Below are 26,657 nucleotides of genomic sequence, written 5' to 3'. Positions count from 1 at the left end.
ACATCAAGCAATAGTCTCCTGCAAATCAGCAATCTCATCAACCAATCTTTCCCAAATTTTATTTGCCTCATCCAATTTGGACTTCACCTCTTTATAAGCATCTTGGACCGACTGAGCTTCAGAGTCATTTTGATACAAATCAGGATCAGCAAGTTTTAAACTCAACTCCTTTTCCTCATTCTCCAATTTTTCAACTAACCGCTCGACTTGCTCTAATTCATTTTCCAGTTTCTTTAAGCTCCGCTTAGCTTCCTGAATTTCAGAGTTAGTTGCCTGAGGTTTGGATTTGGCTTTTTTAGCTTGTTTTTCATCAACTTGAGAAGTTTTCTCTTCTTCTTGTTGAGCCTTCCAGAACTCATATTCTTCATACGTACCCGGATACTCTTTTATTTGATGATCTTCGATAAACCAAATTTTATTCGCAACTCCCTTGATAAAATGACGATCGTGGGAAACCGTAATGAAAGTCCCCTCATACTGTTGGAGAGCCTGAATCAAGATATTGACAGACTGAAAATCCAGGTGGTTTGTCGGTTCATCGAGAAGCAAAAAGTTAGCTTCGGAAATAAGAGTCTTGGCTAGAGCTACCCTTGATTTTTCTCCTCCAGATAGTACTTTGATTTTCTTGAAAACATCATCATTGGTAAACAAAAAGCATCCCAAAACATTTCTGAGTTCCGTTTCGGACTTATTGGATCCCTCCTGAGCCAATTCCTGAATTATCTCATTATCAAGGGTCAAAGCTTCCAATTGATGCTGTGCATAAAAGGAAGGAATCACATTATGGCCTTGGGTTCGAGTTCCGGTGATTGGTTCGGTTCCAGCAATGATCCGTAATAAAGTAGATTTTCCTCGTCCATTTGCACCAATCAAGGCGATTTTATCCCCCCTTTCAATGGAAGCAGAGGTGTTTTTCAAAATCACCAGATCACCATAGCTTTTTCCAATATGATCTAAAGTGATTACATGCCTCCCTGATTTTTGAGAGAATTTGAATTTAAAATTCACAAAAGCTTCATCATCAACAACCTCTTGGACTCTTTCCATTCGTTCGAGTGCCTTAATTCGGGATTGCACTTGGTTGGATTTGGTCGCCTTTGCTCTAAAACGCTCGATAAATCGCTCGGTTTGCTTAATCATTTGCTGTTGGTTTTCATAAGCATTTTGCTGGATTTCCATCCTTTCTTTCTTCTCCCTCTTATAGAAAGAATAATTTCCAGGATAGGAAGTCAAGGTATTATTGGCCACTTCTACAATTGAAGTGACACAGTTATCCAAAAAGGTCTGATCGTGGGAAACCACTACCACCGCGCCTTCATAGGTTTTAAGGTAATTTTCGACCCATTGGATAGATGGGAGATCCAAGTGGTTTGTTGGTTCGTCTAAAAGCAATAAAGCAGGTTTTTCAAGAAGTAATTTGGCCAACATCACCCGCATTCTCCATCCACCTGAAAAATTTCGGAGAGGTCTCCCTAAATCTTCTGTTCTGAAACCAATTCCCTCCAATACCTCCTCAGCTTTGGCTTTAATGGTATATCCCTCATTAGCCTCAAAGCGCTCCTGAAGTGAAGCTAAGCGATTAATAATCTCTTCTGAATAATCCGTCTCCATTTGTTTGAGCACGGCATCAATCTCATCTTGTAAGGCTAGAGTTTCTTTAAAAGCTGCCAAAGCAACTTGGAGAATACTTTCATCGGATTGATAGGAAAGCAAATCCTGATTCAAAAAACCTATAGTACAATCCTTTGCCTTTTGAACTTCGCCGCTACTAGGCTGATATTCTCCAGCAATAATTTTTAAAAGTGTAGATTTTCCTGTCCCATTCTGACCGACCAAACCAATTTTATCTTTTGGCTTGATATGTAAGTTTGCATTTTCGTAAAGAGCCCTTCCTCCGATGAAGTATGAGAGATTATTAATCGATAACATGCGGCAAAAATAAGGAATCAACCGCTTATTGAGCTCTTATCGTGAAACAATCCAAAAAGATTTAACTTGTATTCATAAAATCAAATATCCATGAACTACACGAAAAATATTTCACTTGCTGTATGCTTCGGCCTATTGATGGTTCAAGCAAGTTGTCAGCAAAATTCCAGAAAGCTGACCGAGATTAAAACTCCCAATTCAAGTAATAAGCGATCGATCAAAGATGCACAAGCTGATGTAAAATTAGACAGGATAAAACTGCCTGAAGGATTTGAAATCTCTGTTTGGGCAGCAGATATCCCTAACGCAAGGTCGATGGCTTTAGCTGAAAATGGAGTTGTATTTGTCGGAAATAGACAAGAAAATAACGTCTATGCTGTGGTAGATGAAGATGCGGATGGAAAAGCTGACACCAAGTTCATTTTAGCAGAAGGGCTTCGAATGCCAAATGGAGTTGCTTACAAAGATGGGGATCTTTATGTCGCCGAGGTCAGTAGAATTCTCAAATTTCCTGACATTCTAAATAACCTAGGAAATCCAAAATACGAGGTTGTTTATGACCAATACCCTACAGAGAGACATCATGGCTGGAAGTTTATAGCCTTTGGACCAGATGGAATGCTGTATGTTCCCGTAGGAGCACCTTGTAATATTTGTGAGTCAGAGGATGAGATTTTTGCCTCAATTACCAGAATCGATGTGAATTCATCTAACCCAAAACCGGAAGTTTATGCTCATGGAGTGAGAAATTCAGTTGGTTTTGATTGGCATCCGGTAACTGGCAATCTTTGGTTTACAGATAACGGCCGGGATATGATGGGTGATGACATCCCAGATTGTGAACTCAATGTTGCTACTGAAGCCGGACAACATTTTGGTTATCCTTATTGGCATGCTGGAGATGTGAAAGATCCAGAATTTGGGGATAAAGGTGAGTCTCAAGACTTCTACGTTGCTCCTGCTGCAAAACTTGGAGCTCATGTTGCTCCTCTTGGAATTCGATTCTATGAAGGTGGAATGTTCCCCTCAACCTATAAAAATCAGGCAATCATTGCAAAACATGGTTCTTGGAACCGAAGCAAAAAGTCTGGTTACGATGTGGTTTTAGCCAAAATTGACGACACAGGAAAAGTTAGCGGAGTAGAAACATTTGCATCAGGCTGGCTTGATGACGCTTCTCAGGAAGTTTGGGGAAGACCCGTGGATGTTCAAGAACTTCCGGATGGCAGCCTCCTTATTTCCGACGATGTAGCAAACTGTATTTACAGAGTGACCTATACTGGAAATTAATTTGATTTAATATTCGCAATCAAAACTATCAAAAGCCAAGGGGTAATACTTCTCTTGGCTTTTGTTCTATTCGATCAATAATCTCTATTTGCTCAGGCGAAAATTGATGAAAAAATTGCTTAAAAATATAGGCGGTTTCAGGGTAAGGTGATACTGATTTTAATGTAAACGAATCCTCTTTTTCATTTAGGATTTTAAATCCATACTGAATTAAAATCCCCTTTTCGAAAACACAAACTGCTTTTTCATTTTCATTTCTACCCTCTAGTTCGATTTTGACGACTCCTTTTCTATCCTGAATCGATTTCAAAAAGCGTTGTATCTTTTCATTATATTTTTTTGGAGAAATATTTCCCTCGCAGGCTCCCTCGCAGGATTCGTCCATGACACTTCCACATGTGACTGAACGTAATCCAGAAAGTCTTTGACAAAGATTGAAGCTTTGGGCAGCTTCTTTTAAAAACCCTCTTCCCTCCTCTTGGGAAAAGAATGTCTCAACTGGTTGGAGGTTTTTCTTTAAACGTGCCAATTGAAAACGGGTATAACCATTACCATCTAAATAGGAATACAAGCCCCACAGCGCTTTTGGTTTTTTGATAGCTTGATTGTACTTCGGCCAAAGACGTTTAATTTCAAGGGTTTCCAGCAACAAAGCCATAAATTCACTTCCTGTTAATTCCCATTTAAGGTCAGCTACTGCGGCTTTCAATTCTTGTTTTTGAGGAAAATGCAAATTCCCTGAAAAATGGGATCTAAAACGTTCTTGAATATTTATTGCCTTTCCCACGTAAATAATTTTCCCATGTGAATCGAGCATGTAATAAACCCCACATGACTTTGGAAGATCGGAAAATTTATGGGAAGGAAAATTAGGAGGAAGAAATCGAAGAGAGTTTTTTGGGCCCAACATGCCCATCACCGCATCAGGTTGAAGCTTCAGCATTTGATCAAATAGTATTGCTGTTGCTTTAGCATCTCCCATTGCCCGGTGCCTTGCCTCAATTGGAATTTTTTTTGCTTCACAAATTCTCCCTAAGCTATACGAATTAAGTCCTGGAAATATCTTTCGAGCAAGTCGAACCGTACACAATTTTGGATTTACCAAATCCTTACCTAAAGAGGAAAATGCTGTCTTCAAAAATCCGAAATCAAAATTAACCTGATGGGCCACGAAAACCCTTCCTTCCAACAAACCCCAAACTTCCTCAGCGATCTCCTCAAAAAATGGCGCATTTCGGACCATTTCGGAGTCAATACCCGTTAATCCAGTGATGTAGGTTGGAATAGTTTGCCTAGGGTTTAATAGAGTCTGAAAAGTTTCAGTAATCTCGATTCCATTATGAATAAGGACGGCAATTTCCGTAATGCCTCCAGACCTAATGTCTCCTCCTGTAGTTTCAATATCTACTATTGCAAATTCCACGGCTTAATTTAGCAATTAGATATTTGTCGACCGGAATATTGACAGAAAAGGTCATACCCTATAGCCTTACATAAGCCGCGATAAGCTTTTCGGCACAACGCTCTCCATCCATAGCCGCAGATACAATCCCTCCGGCATAACCAGCTCCTTCACCACAAGGAAAAAGACGTTTCAATTGAGGGTGTTCAAAAGAGTCCCGATCTCTAGGAATTCGAACAGGGGAAGATGTTCTACTTTCAACTCCAATCAATTGTGCATCATTGGTTAAATATCCTTTCATTTTTTTTCCAAAGGCCTGAAAGGCATCAACCATCCGATTGGAAATAAAATCAGGTAAAAATTCCCGCATTTCTACTGAATTCAAACCGGGTTGGTATGAGGTATCTAAAAGCCGATTAGAGACTTTTCGCTGGACAAAATCCATCATTCGCTGAGCAGGAGCAGCTTGAGTTTTTCCTCCCAATTCCCAAGCCTTTTTCTCAATATCGGCCTGAAAATGCATGGCACTCAAAGGACCAAATTTCCTGTATTCCGGTAAATCTTCTAATTCAACTGCAACCACCATCCCAGAATTAGCAAATTTACTATCTCTCCTACTGGGACTCATGCCATTGACTACTAATTCTCCAGGCGCTGTGGCTGCAGGAACAATAAAACCACCAGGGCACATGCAAAAACTGAAGACACCTCTCTGCTTTCCTTTAAAATAGGTTTGTTGAACCAATGAATAAGAAGAAGCAGGAAGATATGGACCTCTATCTACTTCACAATGATATTGAATTCGATCAATGAGATTCTGCGCATGTTCAATTCTAACTCCCAAAGCAAAAGGCTTTGCTTCAATCAAAATTTCCCTTTTATGAAGCAAATTAAAAATATCTCTTGCTGAGTGCCCTGTAGCTAAAATTACCCCGAAACCCTCAACTTTCTCCCCATTTTGAGTAATCACACCTTTTAATTCACCCTTTTGAATGATAAAATCTTCTACACGGGTTTCGAAATGAATCTCACCACCAGCATTTAAAATTGTTTCCCTCAGCCGTGTGACTACCTGAGGCAATTTATTGGTTCCGATATGGGGGTGGGCATCCACCAAAATTTCTTCCGTGGCTCCATGATTTACCAGGATTTCTAGAATCCGACGAATATCCCCCCTTTTTTTAGAGCGGGTATATAGCTTTCCATCAGAATAGGTGCCTGCACCTCCTTCACCAAAACAGTAATTAGAATCAGGATTTACTAAATGGGCTTTATTGATAGCTGCTAAGTCCCTTCTTCTAGCTCGAACATCCTTTCCCCTTTCAAGGATAATTGGTTTTACTCCCAATTCGATAGCCCGCAAACCAGCAAATAAACCGGCTGGACCAGCTCCTACAATGATGATAGGATCAGAATTAGTTACTGATTTATAATCATATTCATGCTCTACTCTAGGACTTGGATCTTCATTTAGAAAAACTTCAGCTTCTACATTAACTTTCACTCTTCGGCCCCTTGCGTCAATGGATCGCCGGTTTTGCCTTACATAGGCATGGGCTGAATCTGATGAAATTCCCGCTTTTTGAAGAACTACCTGTTTAAAAACATCTTGATCATAGGCTTCTACCGGATCAAGCTGGAGATTCAAAGTCTTTTTCATAGTAAGGGTTCTATCCTTAAATTATTAACAAAGGTAGATAGAATTGAATCGTGACAATAAAAAAGCCACCAAAATTGGTGGCTCCTATATTCAATTTGTAAACAAAATCAATTCATTCTATCCAAAACTTCAAATCGAGAAGAATTAGAAATAAACTCCGGAACAATAGTCTTTAAATGGCCTACCAGCTCATTTTCAGAGTTTTTCAAGATAATACTCTGGAAAAGCTCAACCTGTCCATCAATCTTATGATAGGCAGAAGGCAGTACTTGGGCAATTTTGATTTTTGGATGATGGGTGATTTTGACGGTTTCAAAATCATTCAAAAGTTCCTCGTACAACTTTTCACCTTCTCGAAGTCCAGTAAAGGTGATTTTGATATCCTCTTCTTCTTTCTTTCCAGAAAGTTGAATCATTTTCTTCGCCAGATCAAGAATCTTGACAGGCTCACCCATATCAAAAACATAAATTTCGCCACCATGTCCCATTACTGCTGCCTCTAAGACAAGCTGACAGGCCTCTGGAATAGTCATAAAAAATCTTGTAATCTCAGGGTGAGTTACTGTAATAGGGCCTCCATGTAAAATTTGCTTTTTGAACAATGGAATTACAGAACCATTGGAACCTAGGACATTTCCAAATCGGGTTGTAATAAATTTAGTATGGTACTTTTTATGATTCACCTCCAGATATTCGTTCAGGGCTTGAACATACATTTCAGCAGCTCGCTTACTAGCTCCCATCACATTGGTTGGGTTAACGGCTTTATCTGTGGAAACAAAAACAAACTTATCTACTTGTGCTAGAACTGATAGGTCCGCGAGGATTTTTGTGCCAATCACATTAGACTGGATTGCTTCCTCCGGATAATTTTCCATCATTGGAACATGCTTATAAGCTGCTGCATGGAAAACAACCTGAGGTTTGAAAGATTTAAAGACCTCTTTCATTTTTCGCTTATTGCGAACATCCCCCAGTACAATTTTTATAGCGCAATTAGCATAGTTTTCCTTAAACTCATTTTCAACATCATAGAGGGCTGACTCAGCTATATCTAACATGATCAAGAGCTTTGGATGGTAATGTGAAATTTGACGGCAAAGCTCACTTCCAATAGATCCTGCAGCTCCTGTAACTAATACAACTTTCCCCATCAAATCCTCATGGATTCTAGGGTTATCCAAAATAATTGGTTCTCTGGACAATAGGTCCTCAATTTTTATTTCCCGAATGGCACCAACAGTAAGTCCTCCATTGATCCACTGGTCAACTGGGGGAACTATTGAAACGGAAATCCCCAACTTAAGACACTCGTCAATTATTTCCCGCTTACGCTTCACATCAAGGTCACGGACAGCTATAATCAGTTCGGTTATACCATATTGTTCCTTTAATTTGGCCAATGGTTCAATCCCATGATAAATTCGAATTCCAGCAATATTCTTTCCTTCTTTTTTTGGATCATCATCCAAGAAAGCAACCGTATTAAATTTGCTATTGCTATCTCTTTTTATGGCCTCTTGAGCAATAAGTCCTGATTCGCCAGCACCGAAGATTACCCCATTTTTTTGTTCTCGGATAATAAAACCATTCTTCAGGTAATCAAATAATTCTTTTACCAACAACCGATAAAAGATCAGCATAAATAAAGACGAAAGACTTGCAATAATTAAAACCGATGTTGGTAATAAAAACCGATCATTTAAGAAATTCCCATGGAAAAAATTAAGGAATAGAAACAATACAAAATTGATAAATACCGTTTTGAAAATATTGGAACCATCTTTAAACCCGGTATGACGAACAATGCCTTCATAACTTCGAGTATTTTGCATAACAAGCAGTCCTCCTATCATAAAGGTAAAACTCCCTGCTACGGCATCGTTTTGTTCAATAAGAGCCAATTCAAAATTGAACCTTACCAAATATCCAAATAAGGCACAGTGAAAAAGAATTAAAGAATCTAGAGTGGCTATGATCCATCTAGGAAGGATTTTTAACCTGGCTAAAAAATTCATAGTAGAAATTTCTTCAAATGGGTTGATTTAATAAAATCTACGATTAAAATAAAATCATGGCAAAATAAGACATTTTACCCATTACCACAAAATAAACTTAGGCAAATAAGAGATGAATCCAATTTTATTTTGCATTTTATTTATAAAAATCAATTTATAATAGATTTAGAACAATTTATAATTGATCAAATAAGAAAAAATTATTTTTCAATTAAGTTTATCTTATGAGTATGATTGATTTCTTTTTGAAAATTAGATCCTTTAAACCTTCCCATGCTCACGTGTCCTTGTTGAGAAACTCCTTTTCCTTTAATTACATTGAAAAATGTTTTGATCAGAATCTTGAAATCGAGCCAGAAATTTAAATTTTCAACATACCATACATCCAACTCAAATTTTTGTTCCCAAGAGATAGTATTTCTACCATTGATTTGAGCCCACCCTGTTATTCCTGGAAGGACATTATGCCTTTTGGCTTGACGATCGCTATAAAGAGGCAAATATTCAACCAACAGAGGCCTAGGCCCTACCAAACTCATTTCACCTCTTATAATATTTATCAATTGGGGGATTTCATCCAAAGAACTTTTCCTGACAAGTCTTCCCAAAAAAGTAATTCGATCAGAGTCAGGAAGAAGATTTCCATCTAAATCTCTCCTATCAGACATGGTTTTAAACTTAAAAATCTGAAATACCTCTCCATTTTTACCAGGTCTTTTTTGCTTAAAAAAAGGTTTGCCACCATGTTCCACCCCAAGAATAATAAGTAAAATGAAAAAAACAGGAGATAAGATCAAAAACATAATAGAAGCGAGAAATACATCAATAACCCGCTTACCAATACGCCGATAGCTCACTTTTAAAACGTTTTTGCTAACTCTTTAAATAAGATCTCCACAATTTTTTCTTGATCATCATAATTAAGATCAGTGGAGCTAGGCAAACAAATTCCTTTATAAAATAAATTTTGGGAAACGGATCCACCAAAAAATTGAATTTCCTTAAAAACAGGCTGAAGGTGTAAGGGTTTCCATAAAAATCTAGATTCTATCCCATTTTTCATCAATGAAATCCGAAGTTGGTCATTACTAAACCCAGTGACCTTTTCATCGATTAATATGGAAGTAAGCCAAAAATTTGACCTTGCCTCTTTGATTTCATTCTGAAATGAAATTCCTGGAATATTGGACAATAACTCCCGATAGGTTGAATTTATTTGCCTTCTTTTCTCAACAAATCCCTCCAATTGCTCCAATTGAGCTAATCCAATGGCAGCACTTAGATTGTTCATTTTGTAATTATATCCAATCTCTAAATGCTGATAATAAGGTAGATCTTCCCTGGCTTGAGTGGATAGATATTTTGCTTTTTGAATTAAAGCTGTACTATTAGAAACTAGAGCTCCTCCTCCACCCGCGGACAGAATTTTATTACCATTGAAAGAGAATACTCCAATATCTCCGAGTGTTCCACAATACTGATTACCATATTGGCTACCAACTGCCTCAGCTGCATCTTCTAAAACTGGGATTTGATATTTTTTAGCAATACTTAAAATCTCGTTCATTTTTGCAGGCATGCCAAAAAGATGAACAAGAACTATCGCTTTTGGCTTTTTTCCATTAGCTAAGCGGTTCAATATTGCATCTTCCAATAATTCAGGGGAAATATTCCAAGTATCTGATTCGCTATCAACAAATATTGGTTTTGCTCCTAAGTAGATGACTGGATTAGCGGAAGCACAAAAAGTAAAAGACTGACAAATCACCTCATCTCCTTTTCCAACACCCAAGAGCACTAAAGCTAAATGCAAGGAGCTTGTGCCAGAGTTTAAAGCAACAATTTGATGCGTTTTTAGTCTTTTATTAAATTTTTCTTCAAAACGATCGATAAACTCCCCATTTGTAGCCAACATTCCCGAATGAATAGCCTGCCGTGAGTAGGCCAATTCATTTCCCAAAAAAGTCGGAGAGGAAAGTTTATAATAAAAGGACATTAAATATCGAGGCTACGTTTTCGAAACATAATTTTATTATCACAAAAACCCAACCAAAATTTCAAAAATATCTGAGGATTCATTTCTCTTGGGCTTTACTTAATTGTAATTGATGGTGTTATTTTGAAAATCCTTAGGATCAATTTTAACACCTTTTTGACTTCCCACTTTATCGATAGATCTTTTTGATAGATCTAAAATTCTAGGTTCGGTTGCCACCTTCTTTTTCACATATTTAACCGCAATTCTATCCAAGCGATAACCTAATAGTAAAACGATAGCAGAAATTATTGGAAGGACAATATGATCCGAAAAATTGATTAAGACTAAAGTTGTAGCTATCACCACTAACTGCACAAAGGCTAAAACTAATGTAACCTGATGGTGCTGTAGCCCCATTCTTAATAAGAAATGATGTACATGGCTTTTATCTGGAGTCATTGGACCTTGTCCTCTTCTAATTCTCCTCGTAAAAACTCTCGCCATGTCATACAAAGGAAAAATCATCAATGCGATTCCAGTTGAAAATGTCGGTTCGAAACGCCAGGAAGCATTGTCCGGAAGACCAGCATTAAATTCCATAAAGGCAATAATCAGGGCCCCCAAAACGAAACCTAACGTTAATGAACCAGTATCTCCCATAAAAATTTTTGCAGGATGCCAATTGAAGAGAAGGAATGCCAAAACACCTCCAAAAAAACTAAAGGATAACACAGCGAAACTATCTAAACCTTGAATGACAAACCAAACCCCTAATAACCCTGATACAATCAAACCTGTTGTACCTGCTAGCCCATCCAACCCGTCTATCAGATTAAATGCATTGGTCAAAACCAGTAAAACAAAAGCTGAGAAAGTATAGGAAAAAAACAAATTCAATTCTCCTATTCCTAAAAAGCCATGAAAATCCTTAATTCTAACATCACCCATAACAACCACAAGGACCACTGCAACCAATTGACCTAAAAGCTTATGGGAGGCTTTTAATTCTACCAAGTCATCTCTCAACCCCACAAAAAACATAAGCGATATAGCTCCGAGCAAATATCTTATATCAGGTAGTGGAAACTGCCATCCCCAAATTGCAATACTTACAGCCGCTGCAACAAAAAAACCAATCCCTCCCATAGAAGGGATAAATTTCTTATGAATCTTTCTACCTCCAGGAGCATCACCAATTCGAGCTTTTTGCAAGATTTTAATGACCACCGGCATAACAAGGAAGCCTATCGAAAAAGCAGTCAATAGTACAAATAAAAATAACATATCACCTCCAATCAATACCGGTTAAAAATACAATTTTTTTAAATTTAAATCCTAAATATTAATAAATTCTTAATTTTAGTGGCAAAAGATTCAATTTTATTGAAATACAGAATTATTAAGACATTCTGTTTATAACAAGACTTGAACTACAAAATTTTTACTTTTTCCCTAAATAAGAAATTTTATTTTTTTCTTGAACCTAATAAAACTAACAGCGGGTTTAATCAATTTCCAAAAATTATACCAAGACTAAAACCACCTGTTCCCAATGATCTTAGTGCTACTGATTTCAACCTTAGTCTTTCAAATATACTCTGGTCGAGTTTGCTCCTAAGGTTAGATTTCCTGAGGTGTTTACACCATCACCAAGTCCAAAAATCACTTCATTAAAGCCCTTTGGAATATCAAAACTTACCTCTGTTTTTCCAATATTGTGAACCACAAAGATTTCTTGATCGCCTGTCTTTCGAAAATAGGCCATAATCGTTTTTGGATATTCATTTTCAGGCAAAACTAATTCTCCGATAGCGAGAGCTGGATAGGAATTTCGCAAAGCAATCAATGTCTTGTAATGATTGAAGTAGCTCTTTGGATCATTCCTTTGAAGTGACAATGGCTCGACTTCACCATCCACACTATACTTCGATTCAATCCAAGAAGCCCTTCCTGTATCCTTATCTTTTTCTTCCCAAAGAAAAGGCTCACGAATATGCTCGTCTGGCTTCAGACCTTTCATTCCAATTTCCTCCCCATAGTATAAATAGGGAGCCCCTGGCATGGTTAATAATATGCTAATCGCCTGCTTATACTTTTGAGGATCATTTCCCAATTCATTCAGCAAACGAGGCTGGTCATGATTGGAAGAAATGGTGGCATCAATAAACTCAGGTGTAATTTCCTGGTAAAAGTCTAAAATTTCCTTTTGCTTCTTTGCGAGAAGCATTCCATCCTCCTCTTTAAATGATTCTAATAAGGTGTAATGAAAGTCAAAATTGAACAAGGCAGGTAAGCCGGGAAGATATGGAGCTACTATTTCTTTTTTATCATATACCTCACCTACTAAATACACATCTGGTTTGATGGCCTCCATTTTAGCACGAAATTCCTTCCAAAACTCATGATTATCCGTTGGTCTATCATCGGGAAAAATATGCTTTGCAGCATCCAATCGAAAACCATCAACTCCAACTTCCTCCAACCAAAACCTTCCAATCTCATAAATTTCTTCCCTGACTTTTGGATTATCAAAATTCAAATCCGGCATACCGCCCCAGAAAAATCCATAATAATAATCCTCTCCGAATCCTGGATCATGCCATTGACGAATATTATCTGAATCAAGAGTAATGACCTTTTTATTTAAAAAGTCTGCAATAGTATCCTTTTGAGCCCAAACATAATAATCTCGATAAGGATTATCCCTTCCCTTTTTAGACTCCTGAAACCATGGATGCTCGGTAGAAGTGTGATTGATGATCATATCAATCACAATTTTTATATCACGCTTATGCGCTTCTTCCAAAAGCTGCTTGAAATCCTCCATGGTACCATAATCCGGATGGACAGCTTTGTAATCAGTCACATCATACTTATGATAAGTTGGAGAAGGCATAATGGGCATAAACCAAATAGCATTTGCACCCAATTCCTGCACATAATCCAACTTTTCAGTTACCCCATTAAAATCACCAATTCCATCTCCATTTGAATCATAAAAGGATTGAACAAAAATCTCATAAGTCACACCAGCCTTTAGCCAATAGTTTTTAACCTCTGGTTTTTCTTTTTGTGCACATGACGATCCTAGTAAAACAACTGTCAAAATCAGGATAATTTGCGTAGAAAAATTTCTCATGGAATTTAGGTATTAAGAGTAAAAAGAAAAGCCACTATTTCAAGTGACTTTTCTTTCTTTTATTCGAAAATCAGTTTCTATTGATTGCGTTGAGCATATCGAAAGCCATTTCAAGGCGCTTTACGAAATTCTCTTCGCCTTTTCGGAGCCAAGCTCGAGGATCATAGTATTTTTTATTTGGACTATCAGGACCTTCTGGATTACCCAATTGGCTTTGAAGATAGGCTTCATTCTTTTTGTAGTAATTCAAAACTCCTTCCCAAGTAGCCCATTGCATATCCGTATCGATATTCATTTTAATGGAGCCATAAGAATTAGCTTCACGAATTTCTTCCACTGAAGAACCCGAACCACCATGAAATACAAAGTTTAAAGGCTTGCCCGTGGTACCATATTTTTGATTGATGTATTCCTGAGAATTTTTCAAAATGATAGGCTTCAAGCTCACATTGCCAGGTTTATATACCCCATGAACATTTCCAAAGGCAGCGGCAATCGTAAATAAATCACCGGTTTTTTTCAAATGCTCATAAGCATAGGCTACTTCCTCCGGTTGAGTGTACAGCTTAGAGGAATCTACGTCGGTATTATCTACGCCATCTTCCTCTCCTCCTGTAACTCCCAATTCGATTTCGATTGCCATTTGCAATCGTTCCATCTTTTTGAAATAAGAGCAGGAAATTTCAACATTCTCCTCAAGTGGCTCTTCAGAAAGGTCAAGCATGTGGGAGCTAAATAATGGTTTCCCATATGCATCATAATGAGCCTGCCCTGCTTCTAGCAATCCATCAATCCAAGGCAATAGTTTTTTCGCTGCATGATCAGTATGCAATATTACAGGAACCCCATAAGCTTCCGCCATTTGATGCACATGATGGGCACCAGAAATTGCTCCGGCAATACTTGCCTGCTGCTTGTCATTCGGTAAACTCTTACCAGCAAAAAATTGAGCTCCTCCATTGGAGAATTGAATTATTACGGGGGAGTTTACTTTTTTAGCCGTTTCCAAAACAGCATTAATGGAATTGGTTCCAATTACATTAACAGCTGGAAAAGCAAATTCATTTTCTTTTGCGTAAGCGTACAGGTCTCGCAATTCCTGTCCGTATTTTACTCCAGGTTTAAATTTCATGTCTGAGATAGGTTTGTTTACTTTTTAATAAAGCGCTGATGAAGCACTCGTCTGTTATCAAACGCTTCAAAGATATAAATCCCATTTTTAAAATTGCCCAAATCAAATTCTAAATTATTCTGAATTTGAGATTGCTGACCAGAAAGCATCAATCGACCACTCATATCAATTATGCGGTAATTAGCCGCTCTCATCCCTTCAGGAAATTGCACATTTAATCTTCCTGTGGTTGGGTTGGGATAAACTTTAAAATCGCCAATAGGCAATTCCTCACCTGGAATATAGGTCACATAATCCTCCTGAAGAATTCCTGGTTCAGGTCTTGGCAATGGCTCAGAGGTAAATAAATAAAATTCAGATGGTCGGAAACTAAAATTGACAGATGAACCACTCACTTGGAGTTCTTCTCCAGTAAAGTAATTATACCAAGTCCCTGGATTTGGAAAAGCTACCGGAACATTCCCCACATTTCCAATCCCAAAATTCCCATGCATTACCACATCAAGATCAGGATGTTCCAGAATTATCGACTTCACACTACCGCTTAGATTTAAAGTTGTTTTTTCTGGATTATTAAATACTTCATGGTCTTTTTTAAGACGAATCATTTCTTGATAAAGCTTAAAAAGCCTTTCCCTTTGTGGATCATTCAAATAATTCCATCGGGTCGGTTTGATCCCCAACCGGTCATTATTCAATTCCTCATCGTATCCAAATTCCCCAAATTGCCAGATCATTTTTGGCCCAGGAATACCAAAATAAAAAGCTGTCAGCAGCTGATTTCGATTGATTGCGTTTTCTAGCTGCCTTAAGTTTATGGGAGATGTTTTTCCAAAATTTAAGGTCTCCCACATTACCCGCTCTTCATCGTGGGACTCTTGATATGCCACCAAATTCGGATTTTTCCATCCGCGATTCCCAAAATAGGCCCAACTGAAATCTTTGTTTTCACCTTTGGCCATTTCTCGGAAATCAAAGTTCATATTCCCCCAGAAAAGTAAGCCATAATCCGCCAATTCCTTCTCTTCATCATTGGCAGATAAATGTTCCAATATTACATAAGCATCCGGATGATGTGACTTAATTCTATCATAAATCCTTTTCCAAATTTTAATCCTACTCGGATCATATTGTGACCAAACCCCTACATCATTTCCAGAATTAACTTGAGTAAATCCTTTACTCAGATCAAACCGAAATCCGTCAAACTTATATTCGCTTAACCAATAATTATTAACTGAATCGACAAAAGAAGCCGTGTATTCACTTTCGTGATTGAAATCATATCCCACATTAAAAGGATGTTTGGCTACTCGATTAAACCATGGATTATCTTCGGTTGGAGCACCGTAATCTCCATCATTGTATAGTCTAACAAATGGACTTTGACCAAAAGCGTGATTCAAAACCATATCCAAAATGACCATGATTCCTCGCCCATGTGCTTCATCAATAAGTTGCTTCAAGTCATTCTTGGTACCATAGAATTTATCAGGAGCAAAGAAAAAGGAAGGATTATATCCCCAAGACAAGTTGCCTTCGAACTCACCAATTGGCATTAATTGAATTGCATTGACGCCCAATTCTTCCAAATAATCCAAACGATCAAGAACAGCTTTGTAAGTTCTTCGATCATCAAAATCCCGGACTAAGAGTTCATAAATCACCAATTCTTCCGGATCAACCTTGGTGTAGCTGATATTTTTCCAATTATATGGCTCCTGAGCAGTTTGCAAATAAGTGGCTTGAAACTCAGTCTTTCCGCTAGGATAGGGTTTCAATCCAGGATATCTCCCTTGTTCAATGATTTCCTGATCATGAAAAGGATCCGATACCTTATCAGCATAAGGATCACCTATTCGAATACTGATGTCGATCAAATACTGGAATATGTATTCTTGTTTAGGTGTAAGACCAGAAATTTTAAGCCAAAAAATTTCTCCATCTGGAGTTCGCTTCATTTGGTATGCTGGAAGGATTTTCCAATCGTTAAAGTCCCCAATTACATGAGCAATCCGCTTACCGGGAGCCTGAAGCGCCAAAATCACTTCAGTGTCTGAGATATAATTTATTCCAAGTCTGGCACCTGAAGGCAACTCCTCTTTCTCCGAAGGAGCAAAAACACTGATCGTTATTGATTCTGAATCTGTCTCTCCACCTGCAGTGGCTTTAGCTGTTAAAGTAAAAGTTCCAGCTTCATTTGCTGTGAGTTGATAGGTCAATGAATTTACAGACTCCGCTTTCTCAACTTCAACTCCATCCAATTCAAAGGAAATGTCAGCAGTAGCAGAAGTTTCAGCTTTAAAATCAAAACTTTCCCCTACCTCAAGGGAAACTTGGCTGGTTGAAGGATTGGTAATATTTACTGTAAATCCCTGAGCTAAGTCTACAAAAAAGTCTTCATTGGAAGAGGTTTTCCCTTCTTTGCTTCCATCAGCATTTCTAAAGACCAATCCTAATCTATAAATGGTTAAGCCATTTGGATTATCAAAAAAATCATTTGGAACCAGTTCGTAGGTATAAAGATTACTCTCCCCATCGACTTTGGTCATTTTTGCCTTTGGATCAGCAGTTCCCCATGAAAAAGGAACTATTGACCATGTATTAGACTGTGGACCTTCGGTAACGGCACCAATATGAATGTAAACATCGCAATTGCAGTCTTTTAATCCTGTAGTCCCTTTGGAGGCATCATAAATCAACTTGACAGATTGTGATGCATTGGGTACGGCAGGTTCAGTTGTTACCTGTGCCTTTGCAAAAGGCCCAATAAACAGGCAAAAAAAGACGACTAGAAGCGAGTTTACTCTTTTCATTGAAGTAAATTAATAAAGACAAACCGACTCTAAAAGCTTCGGCCTTTAAAGTCGGTTTGGGTTATATTATTTGGAAAAATTAATTTTTAGTCAAGGTGTACTTGACTTCACCCGGCGTTCTAAAATCCAAGGTAACAGTATAGTTTCCTGCCTCAGCAACTGGAATATTTGGACCACCTTCAGATAATTCACCATTGGAGCCGCCATAATTGAATCCCCAATCCTGATTTGCACGGAATTTCATCTCACCTGCTTTCAAATCTGTAGTGATGGTCAATACGTTTTCATCACGATCGAATTTCATTTTCGTTTCTGAATCCCATCCACCATCTGTTGCGTCACCAATAATACCCCAATATAGTGGATCACTTAATGTGTAGGTTTTTGCACCTAAGTCTACTTTCATGAAGAAGGTACCGAATTCGGTTACTTTGATGTTGTCACCATCTCTATCTAGCGTTCCATCAGCACCACTATCACCGTAATTAATATCCCAGCTATTCGTTTCATTCACTTTGAATTCGCCTGTTCCTCCAGGCAAAACATGAACATAGCCTTCGTATACATTATCAAAGTTTACGGATTTCAAAACGGTCATTTCGTTTTCTGGATTCCAGCCTTGGTAATCACCAGGTACATACATCACAGGAAACTCAACATCAGAATTATACGGAGTAACAGAAAGGGTTACTGTTTCACCATAAATCGGAGAAAGCGGTTGATTAATACTTGCTTTTACTCTAAAATCTACATCTGCAGGAGTGTCAAACATGGCACCTTTTGCCAATAATTCATCATTGATTGCCTCTGCAGTTACCTCGATGATGTTGGAAGTGGTAGAACCTAGCGTAATAGGATTTGCAAAGCTTGATCCAGCTAAATCCATTTCAAGACTGTATGTAACTGTACCAGTCATTCCAAAATCTGCCGCAGTAACAGTAAATGGAATTACTTCTTCAGTGTTATCGGCACTTAGTACCAAACTTGACCCAGAACTTGGGCTGGCGAGAGTTGAGCCAGTTTGAGGGATAATCGGAGGCATTTCGTAATTATCACATGCCCACAAAGCAGGAATTACAGCTGCAATCCAAGCTATTTTTTTGAGTACTTTCATAAGTTTAATGAGTAATTGTTAATTGATTTGGTTTTTCAAACTTGAGAAGAGAGAATCTAGAAATAATCCAATAGCTAAATACTTTTTTGCACTATCCATGGAAGGTTTCTTTTAATTCCTTACTAAATATTAACGGGCAGCATGCTTCAAAACAATACTTCGTTCAAAAAAAATCGGTCTAAATTTGATGCAATCGTTTGCGTTTTCGTTTGCATTCTTAAACTTTTTTTTCAAAAAATTTTTGAGCTTTTGAGTAAATTCAACGAGTTTGGGAAAGGGCAACAACATAGAACTTCGAAAAGGCTTTAATTTGGCTAACCTTCCATTCTCGGAATAATATAATTTATGAAAATAGGACAAGCGACCATTAAGGATATTGCAAGAGAGCTAAATGTCTCCTCTTCAACGGTTTCTAGAGCATTGAAAGATTATCCTGGAATTAGCGATGAGACTAAGCGAAAAGTGAAGGAATTGGCCGCAAAACTGAATTATCGGCCAAATGCAATTGCCCTCTCTTTGAGGAAAAGTAGATCCTTTACCATCGGAGTAATCATTCCTGAAGTTGTACATTTTTTCTTTTCGACTGTTATATCAGGAATAGAAGAAGTGGCTTATTCAAGAGGGTACAATGTCATTTTGACCCAGACAAATGAAAAATTTGACAGGGAGAGAAGTAGTATTGAAACCATGCTTTCCAATCAAATAGATGGATTTCTGGTCAGTTACTCTAAAGAAACCAAGGAGTTTGATCACTTTTCGAATCTTCTAGAACAAGGATATCCAATTGTTTTTTTTGACCGGGTTCCGGACATCCCCAAGGCAATCAATGTCATGGTAGATGATTACCGTGGAGCCTATGATGCAGTTAGTCATTTGATTAGGCAAGGATATAGGCGGATTATTCATTTAGCAGGTCCAAAAAACCTAACCATTAGTAAAGAGCGGATTCGTGGATATAAGGATGCCATGAATGATCATGGAATGCAAGTAGACGATAGCCTTATTGTGGAATGCCCTAAAGGAACTGACGATGAAAGCAGGAAAATAACGGCAGAAATTTTAAGGAATTCAGCTCAAAAACCGGATGCATTTTTTGGAAATAATGATATGGCCGCAGTCGGGGCAATGATGGCTTGCCGAGATGCAGGCCTTAAAGTTCCGGAAGATGTAGGGGTGGTTGGTTTTTCGAACTGGCAATTTTGCTCGATGATTGATCCAAGCCTTTCATCTGTTGCACAGCCGGGATTCCAAATGGGAGCAAAAGCGACGGAGATACTCTTAGATATTATTGAGAAAAAACTTGATCCCGATCAAATTCATGAGCCTATTACCCTTCCAACCGAGCTTTTAGTCAGAAAATCCTCTGTTCGGACAAAGAATTGATAAAATTTTTAAAAAATTTGAACAAAAAAGTGCAATCGATTGAATAGTTGAAATTTGATCGAATACACTATTTTAATTCTTTAGTAGTTTAAAAAAAGGCCATTTGGAGCTTTTAAATAGATTTTTAGGTTTCAGGAAGCTTTCTAACTTAGCATCAATCCTTTGTATGAATTCCCTAAAATTATGCAAGTATCCCATCCTTCTACAACCCAGATTTCTTCAAATTCAAGGCATATGGGTTTAGGACAAATCCAATCTTGGAGTGAGCACACTTTTGGAATAGCTGGCGAGGCCACGAATGGATTTTTTAAAATCACTATTTACAACGAAAGTATCATCCGCATCCAAGTAAGCAAATCAGAACTCTTTGACTCCAACCCCTACGCTGTGGTAGTGGAGCCAAAAGCTACTGACTTCAAAGCTTCCGAAACTGATCAATATCTCATTATAGAATCAGAAATGATTCATCTTTCTCTACAAAAGTCCAACTCCGCTCTATGCTTTCGAGATCATAAAGGAAACATCCTAAATGAAGATGATTCCTTGGGAATTGCTTGGATTGGAACAGAAGTGAATTGCTATAAAAAGGTTCAGAAAGATGAACATTATTTGGGTTTAGGAGAAAAAACAGGAGGGCTTGACCGAAAAGGAAAAGCATTCACAAATTGGAACACTGATTATTTCGGGTATGGAATTGAAGATGATCCACTCTATATGAGTATCCCATTTTATTTGGGAGTTCACGAGGGAGGTAACTATGGGATTTTCTTTGACAACCCACATAAAAGTGTTTTCAATTTCGGGGCAAGCACAAACCGCTTCATGTACTTTGGAGCAGAAGATGGGGATATGGATTATTATTTTATTCACCGCCCTACCCTCTCCGAAATAATTTCTGAATACACACATTTAACCGGAAAAATGCAAATGCCTCCCAAGTGGGCTTTAGGTTTTCAGCAGTGCCGGTATAGTTATTATCCTGATTCCGAAGTAAAAACATTGGCACAGACATTCCGAGATAAGGATATGCCTGCTGATGTCATTTATTTGGATATCCATCATATGGAAGCCTACAAAGTATTCACTTTCGATGGCGAAAAATTTCCCGATGCCAAAAGCCTTATCAAGGAATTGAAAAAGAAAGGCTTCCGAGTTGTTGTAATCATGGATCCTGGAATTAAGGCTGAAGATAATTATACGCCTTACGTCGAAGGAAAAGAAAAAGGCTTGTTTGTAACTTATCCAGATGGGCAAGAATATCAAGGCCAAGTTTGGCCCGGGTGGTGCGCATTTCCTGATTTCACAAAAGAAGAAACCCGAAACTGGTGGGGTGAAAAAATGAAATTTTATGAGGATGCCGGTGTAGATGGCTACTGGACGGATATGAATGAACCAGCATCTTGGGGCCAATTTACCCCAAATCTCATCGAGTTTAGCTTTGAAGGGACAGGTGCTTCTCACCGAAAAGCACGGAACGTGTATGGGATGCAAATGGCCCGTAGTGCACAGGAAGGAGCTGTGAAACAACGTAAAAAAGAACGCCCATTTATCCTGACTCGATCCGGTTACTCAGGAATTCAGCGTTATGCAGCCGCTTGGACCGGGGATAATGTTGCCAGCGAAGAGCATATGCTCGCTGGAGTACGTTTGGTCAATAGTTTGGGAATGAGCGGTGTAGCTTTCTCGGGTTTTGATGTGGGAGGTTTTGCTGGAGAAGCCAGTAAGTCGCTATTTGCACGCTGGATGAGTATAGGTGCCTTCACTCCCCTATTTAGAGCCCATTCGATGATCAATAGCAATGATGCTGAGCCTTGGGCTTTTGGAGAAGAGGTGGAAGAAATCTCCAGAAACTACATGAAATTCCGATATGGAATTTTACCTACCCTTTATTCCAAATTTTACAAAAGTACGCAGGATGGCCTGCCTTTGTCCCAATCTTTGGCCATTCATTTTCCCTTGGACAAAAAGGTTTATAGCTCTGCTTATCAAAATCAATTTATTTTTTGCGATGCTTTTTTAGTAGCCCCGGTAGAAAGTACCAAAGAGATTACCAAGGTTTATCTTCCTGAAGGAGGTTGGTACTATTTATATTCCGATGATTTCTATTCAGGATCCAAGGAAATATACATGGATTGCCCTTTAAACTATCTTCCTGTTTTGATCAAGTCCGGAAGTACTTTCACCATGCAGTCCCCTGTTTCGCATACTGGTGAAAAACATGATGGAATTCTTCGAGTACATGTCTATAGAGGGGAAAAAGGAAGCACTTTTGTCCACTACGAGGATGATGGGAATTCATTTGATTATACCAAAGGTTCTTATTTCCAGAGAGAAATCAGTTATGATCCAGATCAAAAGGCTTTGACCTTTAAACAATGTGACGGCAATTATCACAGCGATTTTTCGGAGCTTGAGATTTTCTTCCATGGGTTCCAAATGGATACCGTACAGGTGAATGGAAAAAATCATGCGGTCAATCAGCAGGATTTTGCTTTCCTAGGCAAACTGACAGAATTTGATCCCTTGCCCGAGCATGATCATCCATATCATGAGATAAAAAATCTCAAAAGCATCAAGATTAAGCACGACAAAAATGAAATTCTGATTTCTGGTCTTCTTTAAGTCAATTAGCCCAAGCCCACTATGACCGATCAAAAAAAACACCTGAGTTTCTGGCAAATCTGGAATATGAGTTTCGGATTTCTTGGAATTCAATTTGGATTTGCCCTTCAGGGAGGGTTTATGTCCCGAATTTTCCAAACTCTAGGAGCAGATAAAGATACCATCCCATTTCTTTGGATTGCAGCTCCCCTTACAGGTTTATTGGTACAGCCTATCGTTGGGTATTTAAGCGATCGGACTTGGCATCACAAATTCGGAAGGAGAAAGCCCTTCTTCTTTTTCGGAGCCTTGTTTAGTACCATTGCATTATTCTTAGCACCCTACTCTTCTGCCTTGTGGATGGCTGCGGGTGCCTTGTGGATTTTGGACGCTTCCATCAATATCAGCATGGAACCGTTTCGCGCATTGGTAGCAGATAAGCTCCCTGATTCTCAGCGATCTTATGGATTTGTAGTCCAAACCTTGATTATTGGTATTGGTACTTGGGTTGCATCCAACTTACCATGGCTCATGACACAATTAGGAGTACCGAATACGGCGCCTGAAGGTGTTGTACCTGATTCTGTAAAATACGCATTTGGAATAGGTGCCGTGGTGTTGTTTACATCCATTCTTTACACCATTTTAACTACTGAGGAATATCCACCTGAAGACTTGGAAGCTTTCCAAAAAGAAAAAGAAGCCAACAAAGGTTTCTTTAATGGTGTAAAGGAAATTTTCAAAAATATCACAGGGATGCCTCCCGTAATGAAGAAATTGGGTGTTGTCCAATTTTTCTCCTGGTTTGCATTTTTTACGATGTGGAGTTTTGCAACTCCAGCCATTACCGAACACGTATTTGGTGCAACGGATACCACCTCCGAAGCTTATAATAATGCGGCAGATAGTGTGGGGAATTATTTAGGCACCTATGGGTTAGTGTCTATGTTTTATGCCTTAATCTTGGCATTTGTGGCTAGCCGTATCCGAATCAATCGCAGACTTCTACACTTGGGAAGTTTAATTTTAGGAGGGTTTGGCTTTATTTTAATCTATTTCATTTCAGAGCCTTGGATGCTTCATATTAGCTTTTCTTTGGTTGGAATCGCATGGGCCAGTATTCTTTCCATGCCTTATGCGATGCTCTCAAGTTCTGTAAACCCCAAAAAAATGGGCGTTTACATGGGGATTTTCAACATGTTTATTGTGATCCCTCAGATTGTAGCTTCCTTAGGAGGGGTAAATTTCCTTTACAAACTTTTATTCGGAGAAGCTGTAATCAACACCATGCTTTTAGCTGGTACAATGTTGATCTTGGCTGGATTGTCTAACTTGCTGATCACAGACAAAAAAGCAATTCATGACTAGTCAAGACTTTCTATGAAGATTTTCCGAATAGTTGGAGTACCTGAGCATTTCAACCTTCCATTTCGGATTTTAGCGAAGGAGCAGCCCTTTGAAAAGGAAGGAATTCATATCGATTGGATTGAAGAATCAAGAGGTTCTGGTCAAATGAGCCAAATGCTGAAGAGTTCGGAAGCTGAAATGGCCATACTTCTTACGGAAAGTTTTTTCAAGGAGTTTGATCAAGGAAATACATGCAAATTAGTCGGCTACCATGTCAAATCTCCTCTTATTTGGGGGATTCACACAAGGCCTGATTTTCCTTTTGATGATTTGAAATCAATCAATCATCCGAAGTTTTTGGTCAGTAGAATGGGTTCTGGCTCACATTTGATGGCTTTGGTTTTAGCTGAAAAAATGAATTGGTCTCCAAAAAATCTTCATTTTGAGGTAGTAGGGAATTTAGATGGAGCGAGAGATGCTTTTCAACAAGGGAGCAACGGATTATTTCTCTGGGAGAAATATACCACCTCTCCAGAAGTTAAAAATGGAAACATGAATAGGCTGGATGAAATTCCAAGCCCCTGGCCATGTTTTGTGATGGTTACAAGTGAAAAAGCATTAGATGAATTCCCTGAAATTGCTAGAAGGGTAAGAGATCAAATCTATTCTATCATTCAAAAACTAAGGACCCAAGCAAATTTGGCCGAGATTATTTCAGAAGCCTACAAATTAGCTCCCGATGATGTCAAACAATGGCTTTTGCAGACCACTTGGTGTGAGAATAATCAAATAAGCAGGTCTGAACTAGAAAAAATTTTTGGAGATTTGATGCATTTCGGAATTATTTCCCACAAACCAGATATTTCAGATTTTGCTTTAGTGGACTGGCTTGAGATTTTGGACTGATTGGTTGATTGGAAAATAAATGCAGAATTTGGTTCCATGACCAGGCTTGCTTTCGATTTCGATTTTTCCCCCATTCATTTTCACAAACTCCTTCACCAACTTCAACCCTAAACCAGATCCTTTTTCTTTTTGAGTTCCTGGTTGGGATTTGGTTACCAGATGATTTTCAGCCAAAATCTGATTTATCTGCTCTTTTTCCATACCTATACCTTGATCCAAAATGCAGTATTGAATCCACTCATCTCCCTTTTCAGAAAAAATAGTAATTGAATCTCCCGGATTGGAATATTTGATAGCATTACTGATGATATTACGAACAGCTACTTCCAGCAAATCTGGATCGCCATAAACCTTGTCTCTGTCAGTTGTCCTATCGAAAATGGTCAGATTTTTCGCCTTAATAGAAGACTGCAAAAAGTTGAGGGAATTTTTGGTAATACTGCTTAAATCAAATTCATGGGATTGGATCTCAAAACCTTCCATTTGAGACATGGACCATTTCAAGGTATTGACAAGGGTATTATTAATCGAGTCTACATCCTTTTTCAGGAAATCCATCAACTCATAAAACTCTTCCTCGGACAACTGTTTTTGAAGCATTAAATCCAAAGTAGATTTCAATTGTCCAATCGGACTTCGAAGATCATGAGACAAAATTGAAAACAATTTATTTTTGGCCTCATTGATTTCTAGAAGCTCTTTGGACTGCTTTTCTAAAGCGACATTTTGCTCTTCAATTTTTTTCTGCTGAATAGTAAGATTATGATTAATCTTCTTGAGATTTCTATGTAAGAAAAACAGCCGGATACTCAGAAGAGCAATTATTAAAAAGGCAAATCCAAAAAATATCAAATACCTTCTGGAAGTCTGTAATCTATAAGACTGAGCCTCATTTTGAGATTTGAGCAACTCCAACTCGGATCGAGCTAAATCCTCTTCAAACATCCCCTGCATTAAAGCAAGTCGATCTCTTCCAGCTTTATTTAGAAGTGTATCATTTAATACTGAAAATTCATTCAACTGCTCATAGGCAGAAAGGTAATCACCTATTTTTTGATAGACCTGTGATAGATATTTGTGGCTTTTCGCCAATTCATCCATAAACTGGTATTCCTTACAAAAATCGACAGCATATTGAAGCGTTTTTTCTGCTTCTACTAGCTGATTATTAAGCAAGTACGCATTACCCAATCGATGAATCACTCCGGCTTCAAAGGATTTTACATCCTGAGCTCTCGCCATTTCAAGCGCCTTTTCATAAATGATCACTGCGCTGTCATAGTTACCCTCAGCTAAATACACATCTCCAATGACCCGATTAGCAAAAGACAACAAATAAGGTGATCCAGCTTGTTCATTGGTTTTAATTGAAAGATTGGCATAAACCATCGCTGAATCTTGCCTCCCACTTTGGGTGAAATTGAGTGCAACGTTATTTAGGCTTCTGATTTGGGTAGCAACATCACCTGCCTCTTTGGCCAATCTGTAGCCTCTTTTAAATTGTTCGATCGCTTTGTCGAAGTTTTTCTGCTCATAATACAAAGCTCCCAGATTATTCATCAATCGTGCTGCTTGCAGCTTGTTTTCAGCCAATAAAGCCAAATCATAAGCTTCGGTAGAATAATCAAAGGACTTGAGCCATTGACCTCGACGGTAAAAAATCCAGCCTATATTTTCGAGTGCTCGACTTCGTCCGTCATAGTCATCTATCAATTTCGCTAAGGAATCTGCTTCGAAGGAATATTGAATCGCAAGGTCCTGTTCAGACTCCCTGATTTCAGTTGCAGTTCGGTTTAAATAGTCAATTCGCTCTTTCCCTTTCAATTTAATCAAAAGCGAATCGGTATGGGAATCCTGTGCCCTAGAGGCCAAACAGGTAAAAAAGGAAATAAGAATTATAAGATAAAAAGCTTGACGTCTCACAAAATTCAATTTGCTAAAT

Annotated in this window: 17 protein-coding genes; 5 read left to right on the top strand and 12 right to left on the bottom strand. The window is 38.4% G+C overall.

Going from position 1 to position 26,657, the window contains the following annotated elements:
• Window positions 1-3 precede the first annotated feature (3 nt).
• The gene (gene abc-f, locus E4S40_RS01420; protein WP_135069775.1) at window positions 4-1,929 is read right to left on the bottom strand and encodes a ribosomal protection-like ABC-F family protein; all 1,926 of its coding nucleotides are present in this window, start codon (window positions 1,927-1,929) and stop codon (window positions 4-6) included.
• 90 nt (window positions 1,930-2,019) lie between these two features.
• Here abc-f and E4S40_RS01415 point away from each other — a divergent pair, with 90 nt between their 5' ends.
• A complete protein-coding gene (locus E4S40_RS01415; RefSeq protein ID WP_135069772.1) occupies window positions 2,020-3,219 on the top strand; it encodes a PQQ-dependent sugar dehydrogenase in 1,200 nt (399 codons plus the stop codon).
• Window positions 3,220-3,247: 28 nt separating this feature from the next.
• Here the strand turns inward: E4S40_RS01415 and E4S40_RS01410 are convergent, their stop codons facing one another.
• From E4S40_RS01410 to E4S40_RS01365, 10 genes are all read right to left on the bottom strand, one after another.
• A complete protein-coding gene (locus tag E4S40_RS01410; RefSeq protein WP_135069769.1) occupies window positions 3,248-4,642 on the bottom strand; it encodes an exonuclease domain-containing protein in 1,395 nt (464 codons plus the stop codon).
• Between the two features lie 58 nt (window positions 4,643-4,700).
• Window positions 4,701-6,281, bottom strand: coding sequence for an NAD(P)/FAD-dependent oxidoreductase (locus tag E4S40_RS01405; RefSeq protein WP_135069766.1), 1,581 nt, complete (start codon window positions 6,279-6,281; stop codon window positions 4,701-4,703).
• Between the two features lie 107 nt (window positions 6,282-6,388).
• Window positions 6,389-8,299 carry a polysaccharide biosynthesis protein gene (locus E4S40_RS01400; protein ID WP_135069763.1) on the bottom strand — a complete coding sequence of 637 codons (1,911 nt, stop codon included), beginning with the start codon at window positions 8,297-8,299 and terminating at the stop codon, window positions 6,389-6,391.
• Between the two features lie 200 nt (window positions 8,300-8,499).
• Complete coding sequence (locus E4S40_RS01395) at window positions 8,500-9,156, bottom strand: sugar transferase (protein WP_262710580.1); 657 nt, start codon at window positions 9,154-9,156, stop codon at window positions 8,500-8,502.
• 2 nt (window positions 9,157-9,158) lie between these two features.
• Window positions 9,159-10,295 carry a DegT/DnrJ/EryC1/StrS family aminotransferase gene (locus E4S40_RS01390; RefSeq protein WP_135069760.1) on the bottom strand — a complete coding sequence of 379 codons (1,137 nt, stop codon included), beginning with the start codon at window positions 10,293-10,295 and terminating at the stop codon, window positions 9,159-9,161.
• 99 nt (window positions 10,296-10,394) lie between these two features.
• On the bottom strand, window positions 10,395-11,561 hold the full coding sequence (locus E4S40_RS01385) for an MraY family glycosyltransferase (protein WP_135069756.1): 1,167 nt from the start codon (window positions 11,559-11,561) through the stop codon (window positions 10,395-10,397).
• A 295-nt stretch (window positions 11,562-11,856) separates the two neighbouring features.
• Window positions 11,857-13,416 (bottom strand): alpha-amylase family glycosyl hydrolase, encoded by a 1,560-nt coding sequence (locus tag E4S40_RS01380; RefSeq protein ID WP_135069753.1) that lies wholly within the window; start codon window positions 13,414-13,416, stop codon window positions 11,857-11,859.
• A gap of 70 nt (window positions 13,417-13,486) precedes the next feature.
• Window positions 13,487-14,548, bottom strand: a complete 1,062-nt coding sequence (gene fbaA, locus E4S40_RS01375) for a class II fructose-bisphosphate aldolase (protein WP_135069750.1) — start codon at window positions 14,546-14,548, stop codon at window positions 13,487-13,489.
• A 17-nt stretch (window positions 14,549-14,565) separates the two neighbouring features.
• Window positions 14,566-17,364: an alpha-amylase family glycosyl hydrolase gene (locus E4S40_RS01370; RefSeq protein ID WP_135069747.1), complete on the bottom strand. Its 2,799-nt coding sequence runs from the start codon at window positions 17,362-17,364 to the stop codon at window positions 14,566-14,568.
• Between the two features lie 79 nt (window positions 17,365-17,443).
• Window positions 17,444-18,478, bottom strand: coding sequence for a SusE domain-containing protein (locus E4S40_RS01365; protein ID WP_135069744.1), 1,035 nt, complete (start codon window positions 18,476-18,478; stop codon window positions 17,444-17,446).
• A gap of 345 nt (window positions 18,479-18,823) precedes the next feature.
• Here E4S40_RS01365 and E4S40_RS01360 point away from each other — a divergent pair, with 345 nt between their 5' ends.
• From E4S40_RS01360 to E4S40_RS01345, 4 genes are all read left to right on the top strand, one after another.
• Complete coding sequence (locus E4S40_RS01360; protein ID WP_135069741.1) at window positions 18,824-19,861, top strand: LacI family DNA-binding transcriptional regulator; 1,038 nt, start codon at window positions 18,824-18,826, stop codon at window positions 19,859-19,861.
• 183 nt (window positions 19,862-20,044) lie between these two features.
• Window positions 20,045-22,483, top strand: a complete 2,439-nt coding sequence (locus E4S40_RS01355; protein ID WP_135069738.1) for a glycoside hydrolase family 31 protein — start codon at window positions 20,045-20,047, stop codon at window positions 22,481-22,483.
• A gap of 66 nt (window positions 22,484-22,549) precedes the next feature.
• Window positions 22,550-23,830, top strand: a complete 1,281-nt coding sequence (locus E4S40_RS01350) for an MFS transporter (protein ID WP_135071481.1) — start codon at window positions 22,550-22,552, stop codon at window positions 23,828-23,830.
• A 12-nt stretch (window positions 23,831-23,842) separates the two neighbouring features.
• Window positions 23,843-24,715, top strand: coding sequence for an ABC transporter substrate-binding protein (locus E4S40_RS01345; RefSeq protein WP_135069735.1), 873 nt, complete (start codon window positions 23,843-23,845; stop codon window positions 24,713-24,715).
• On the opposite strand, the gene E4S40_RS01340 is transcribed toward E4S40_RS01345, so the two are convergent.
• Entirely contained in the window at window positions 24,686-26,638 is a 1,953-nt protein-coding gene (locus E4S40_RS01340) for a tetratricopeptide repeat-containing sensor histidine kinase (RefSeq protein ID WP_161971749.1), read from the bottom strand. The genes E4S40_RS01345 and E4S40_RS01340 overlap by 30 nt on opposite strands.
• Window positions 26,639-26,657: the final 19 nt, after the last annotated feature.

The sequence above is a fragment of the Algoriphagus kandeliae genome (genome assembly GCF_004571135.1).
Lineage (GTDB): Bacteria > Bacteroidota > Bacteroidia > Cytophagales > Cyclobacteriaceae > Algoriphagus > Algoriphagus kandeliae.
The sequence above is the reverse complement of the archived record's forward strand: the minus strand, read 5'-3'. Positions and strand labels throughout refer to the sequence as shown.

Coding starts and splice junctions, on each gene's coding strand:
- E4S40_RS01370 (WP_135069747.1), bottom strand. CDS start 17,364: ATGAAAAGAGTAAACTCGCTTCTAGTCGTCTTTTTTTGCCTGTTTATT.
- abc-f (WP_135069775.1), bottom strand. CDS start 1,929: ATGTTATCGATTAATAATCTCTCATACTTCATCGGAGGAAGGGCTCTT.
- E4S40_RS01380 (WP_135069753.1), bottom strand. CDS start 13,416: ATGAGAAATTTTTCTACGCAAATTATCCTGATTTTGACAGTTGTTTTA.
- E4S40_RS01345 (WP_135069735.1), top strand. CDS start 23,843: ATGAAGATTTTCCGAATAGTTGGAGTACCTGAGCATTTCAACCTTCCA.
- E4S40_RS01350 (WP_135071481.1), top strand. CDS start 22,550: ATGAGTTTCGGATTTCTTGGAATTCAATTTGGATTTGCCCTTCAGGGA.
- E4S40_RS01365 (WP_135069744.1), bottom strand. CDS start 18,478: ATGAAAGTACTCAAAAAAATAGCTTGGATTGCAGCTGTAATTCCTGCT.
- E4S40_RS01390 (WP_135069760.1), bottom strand. CDS start 10,295: ATGTCCTTTTATTATAAACTTTCCTCTCCGACTTTTTTGGGAAATGAA.
- E4S40_RS01355 (WP_135069738.1), top strand. CDS start 20,045: ATGCAAGTATCCCATCCTTCTACAACCCAGATTTCTTCAAATTCAAGG.
- E4S40_RS01360 (WP_135069741.1), top strand. CDS start 18,824: ATGAAAATAGGACAAGCGACCATTAAGGATATTGCAAGAGAGCTAAAT.
- E4S40_RS01415 (WP_135069772.1), top strand. CDS start 2,020: ATGAACTACACGAAAAATATTTCACTTGCTGTATGCTTCGGCCTATTG.
- E4S40_RS01400 (WP_135069763.1), bottom strand. CDS start 8,299: ATGAATTTTTTAGCCAGGTTAAAAATCCTTCCTAGATGGATCATAGCC.
- E4S40_RS01385 (WP_135069756.1), bottom strand. CDS start 11,561: ATGTTATTTTTATTTGTACTATTGACTGCTTTTTCGATAGGCTTCCTT.
- fbaA (WP_135069750.1), bottom strand. CDS start 14,548: ATGAAATTTAAACCTGGAGTAAAATACGGACAGGAATTGCGAGACCTG.
- E4S40_RS01405 (WP_135069766.1), bottom strand. CDS start 6,281: ATGAAAAAGACTTTGAATCTCCAGCTTGATCCGGTAGAAGCCTATGAT.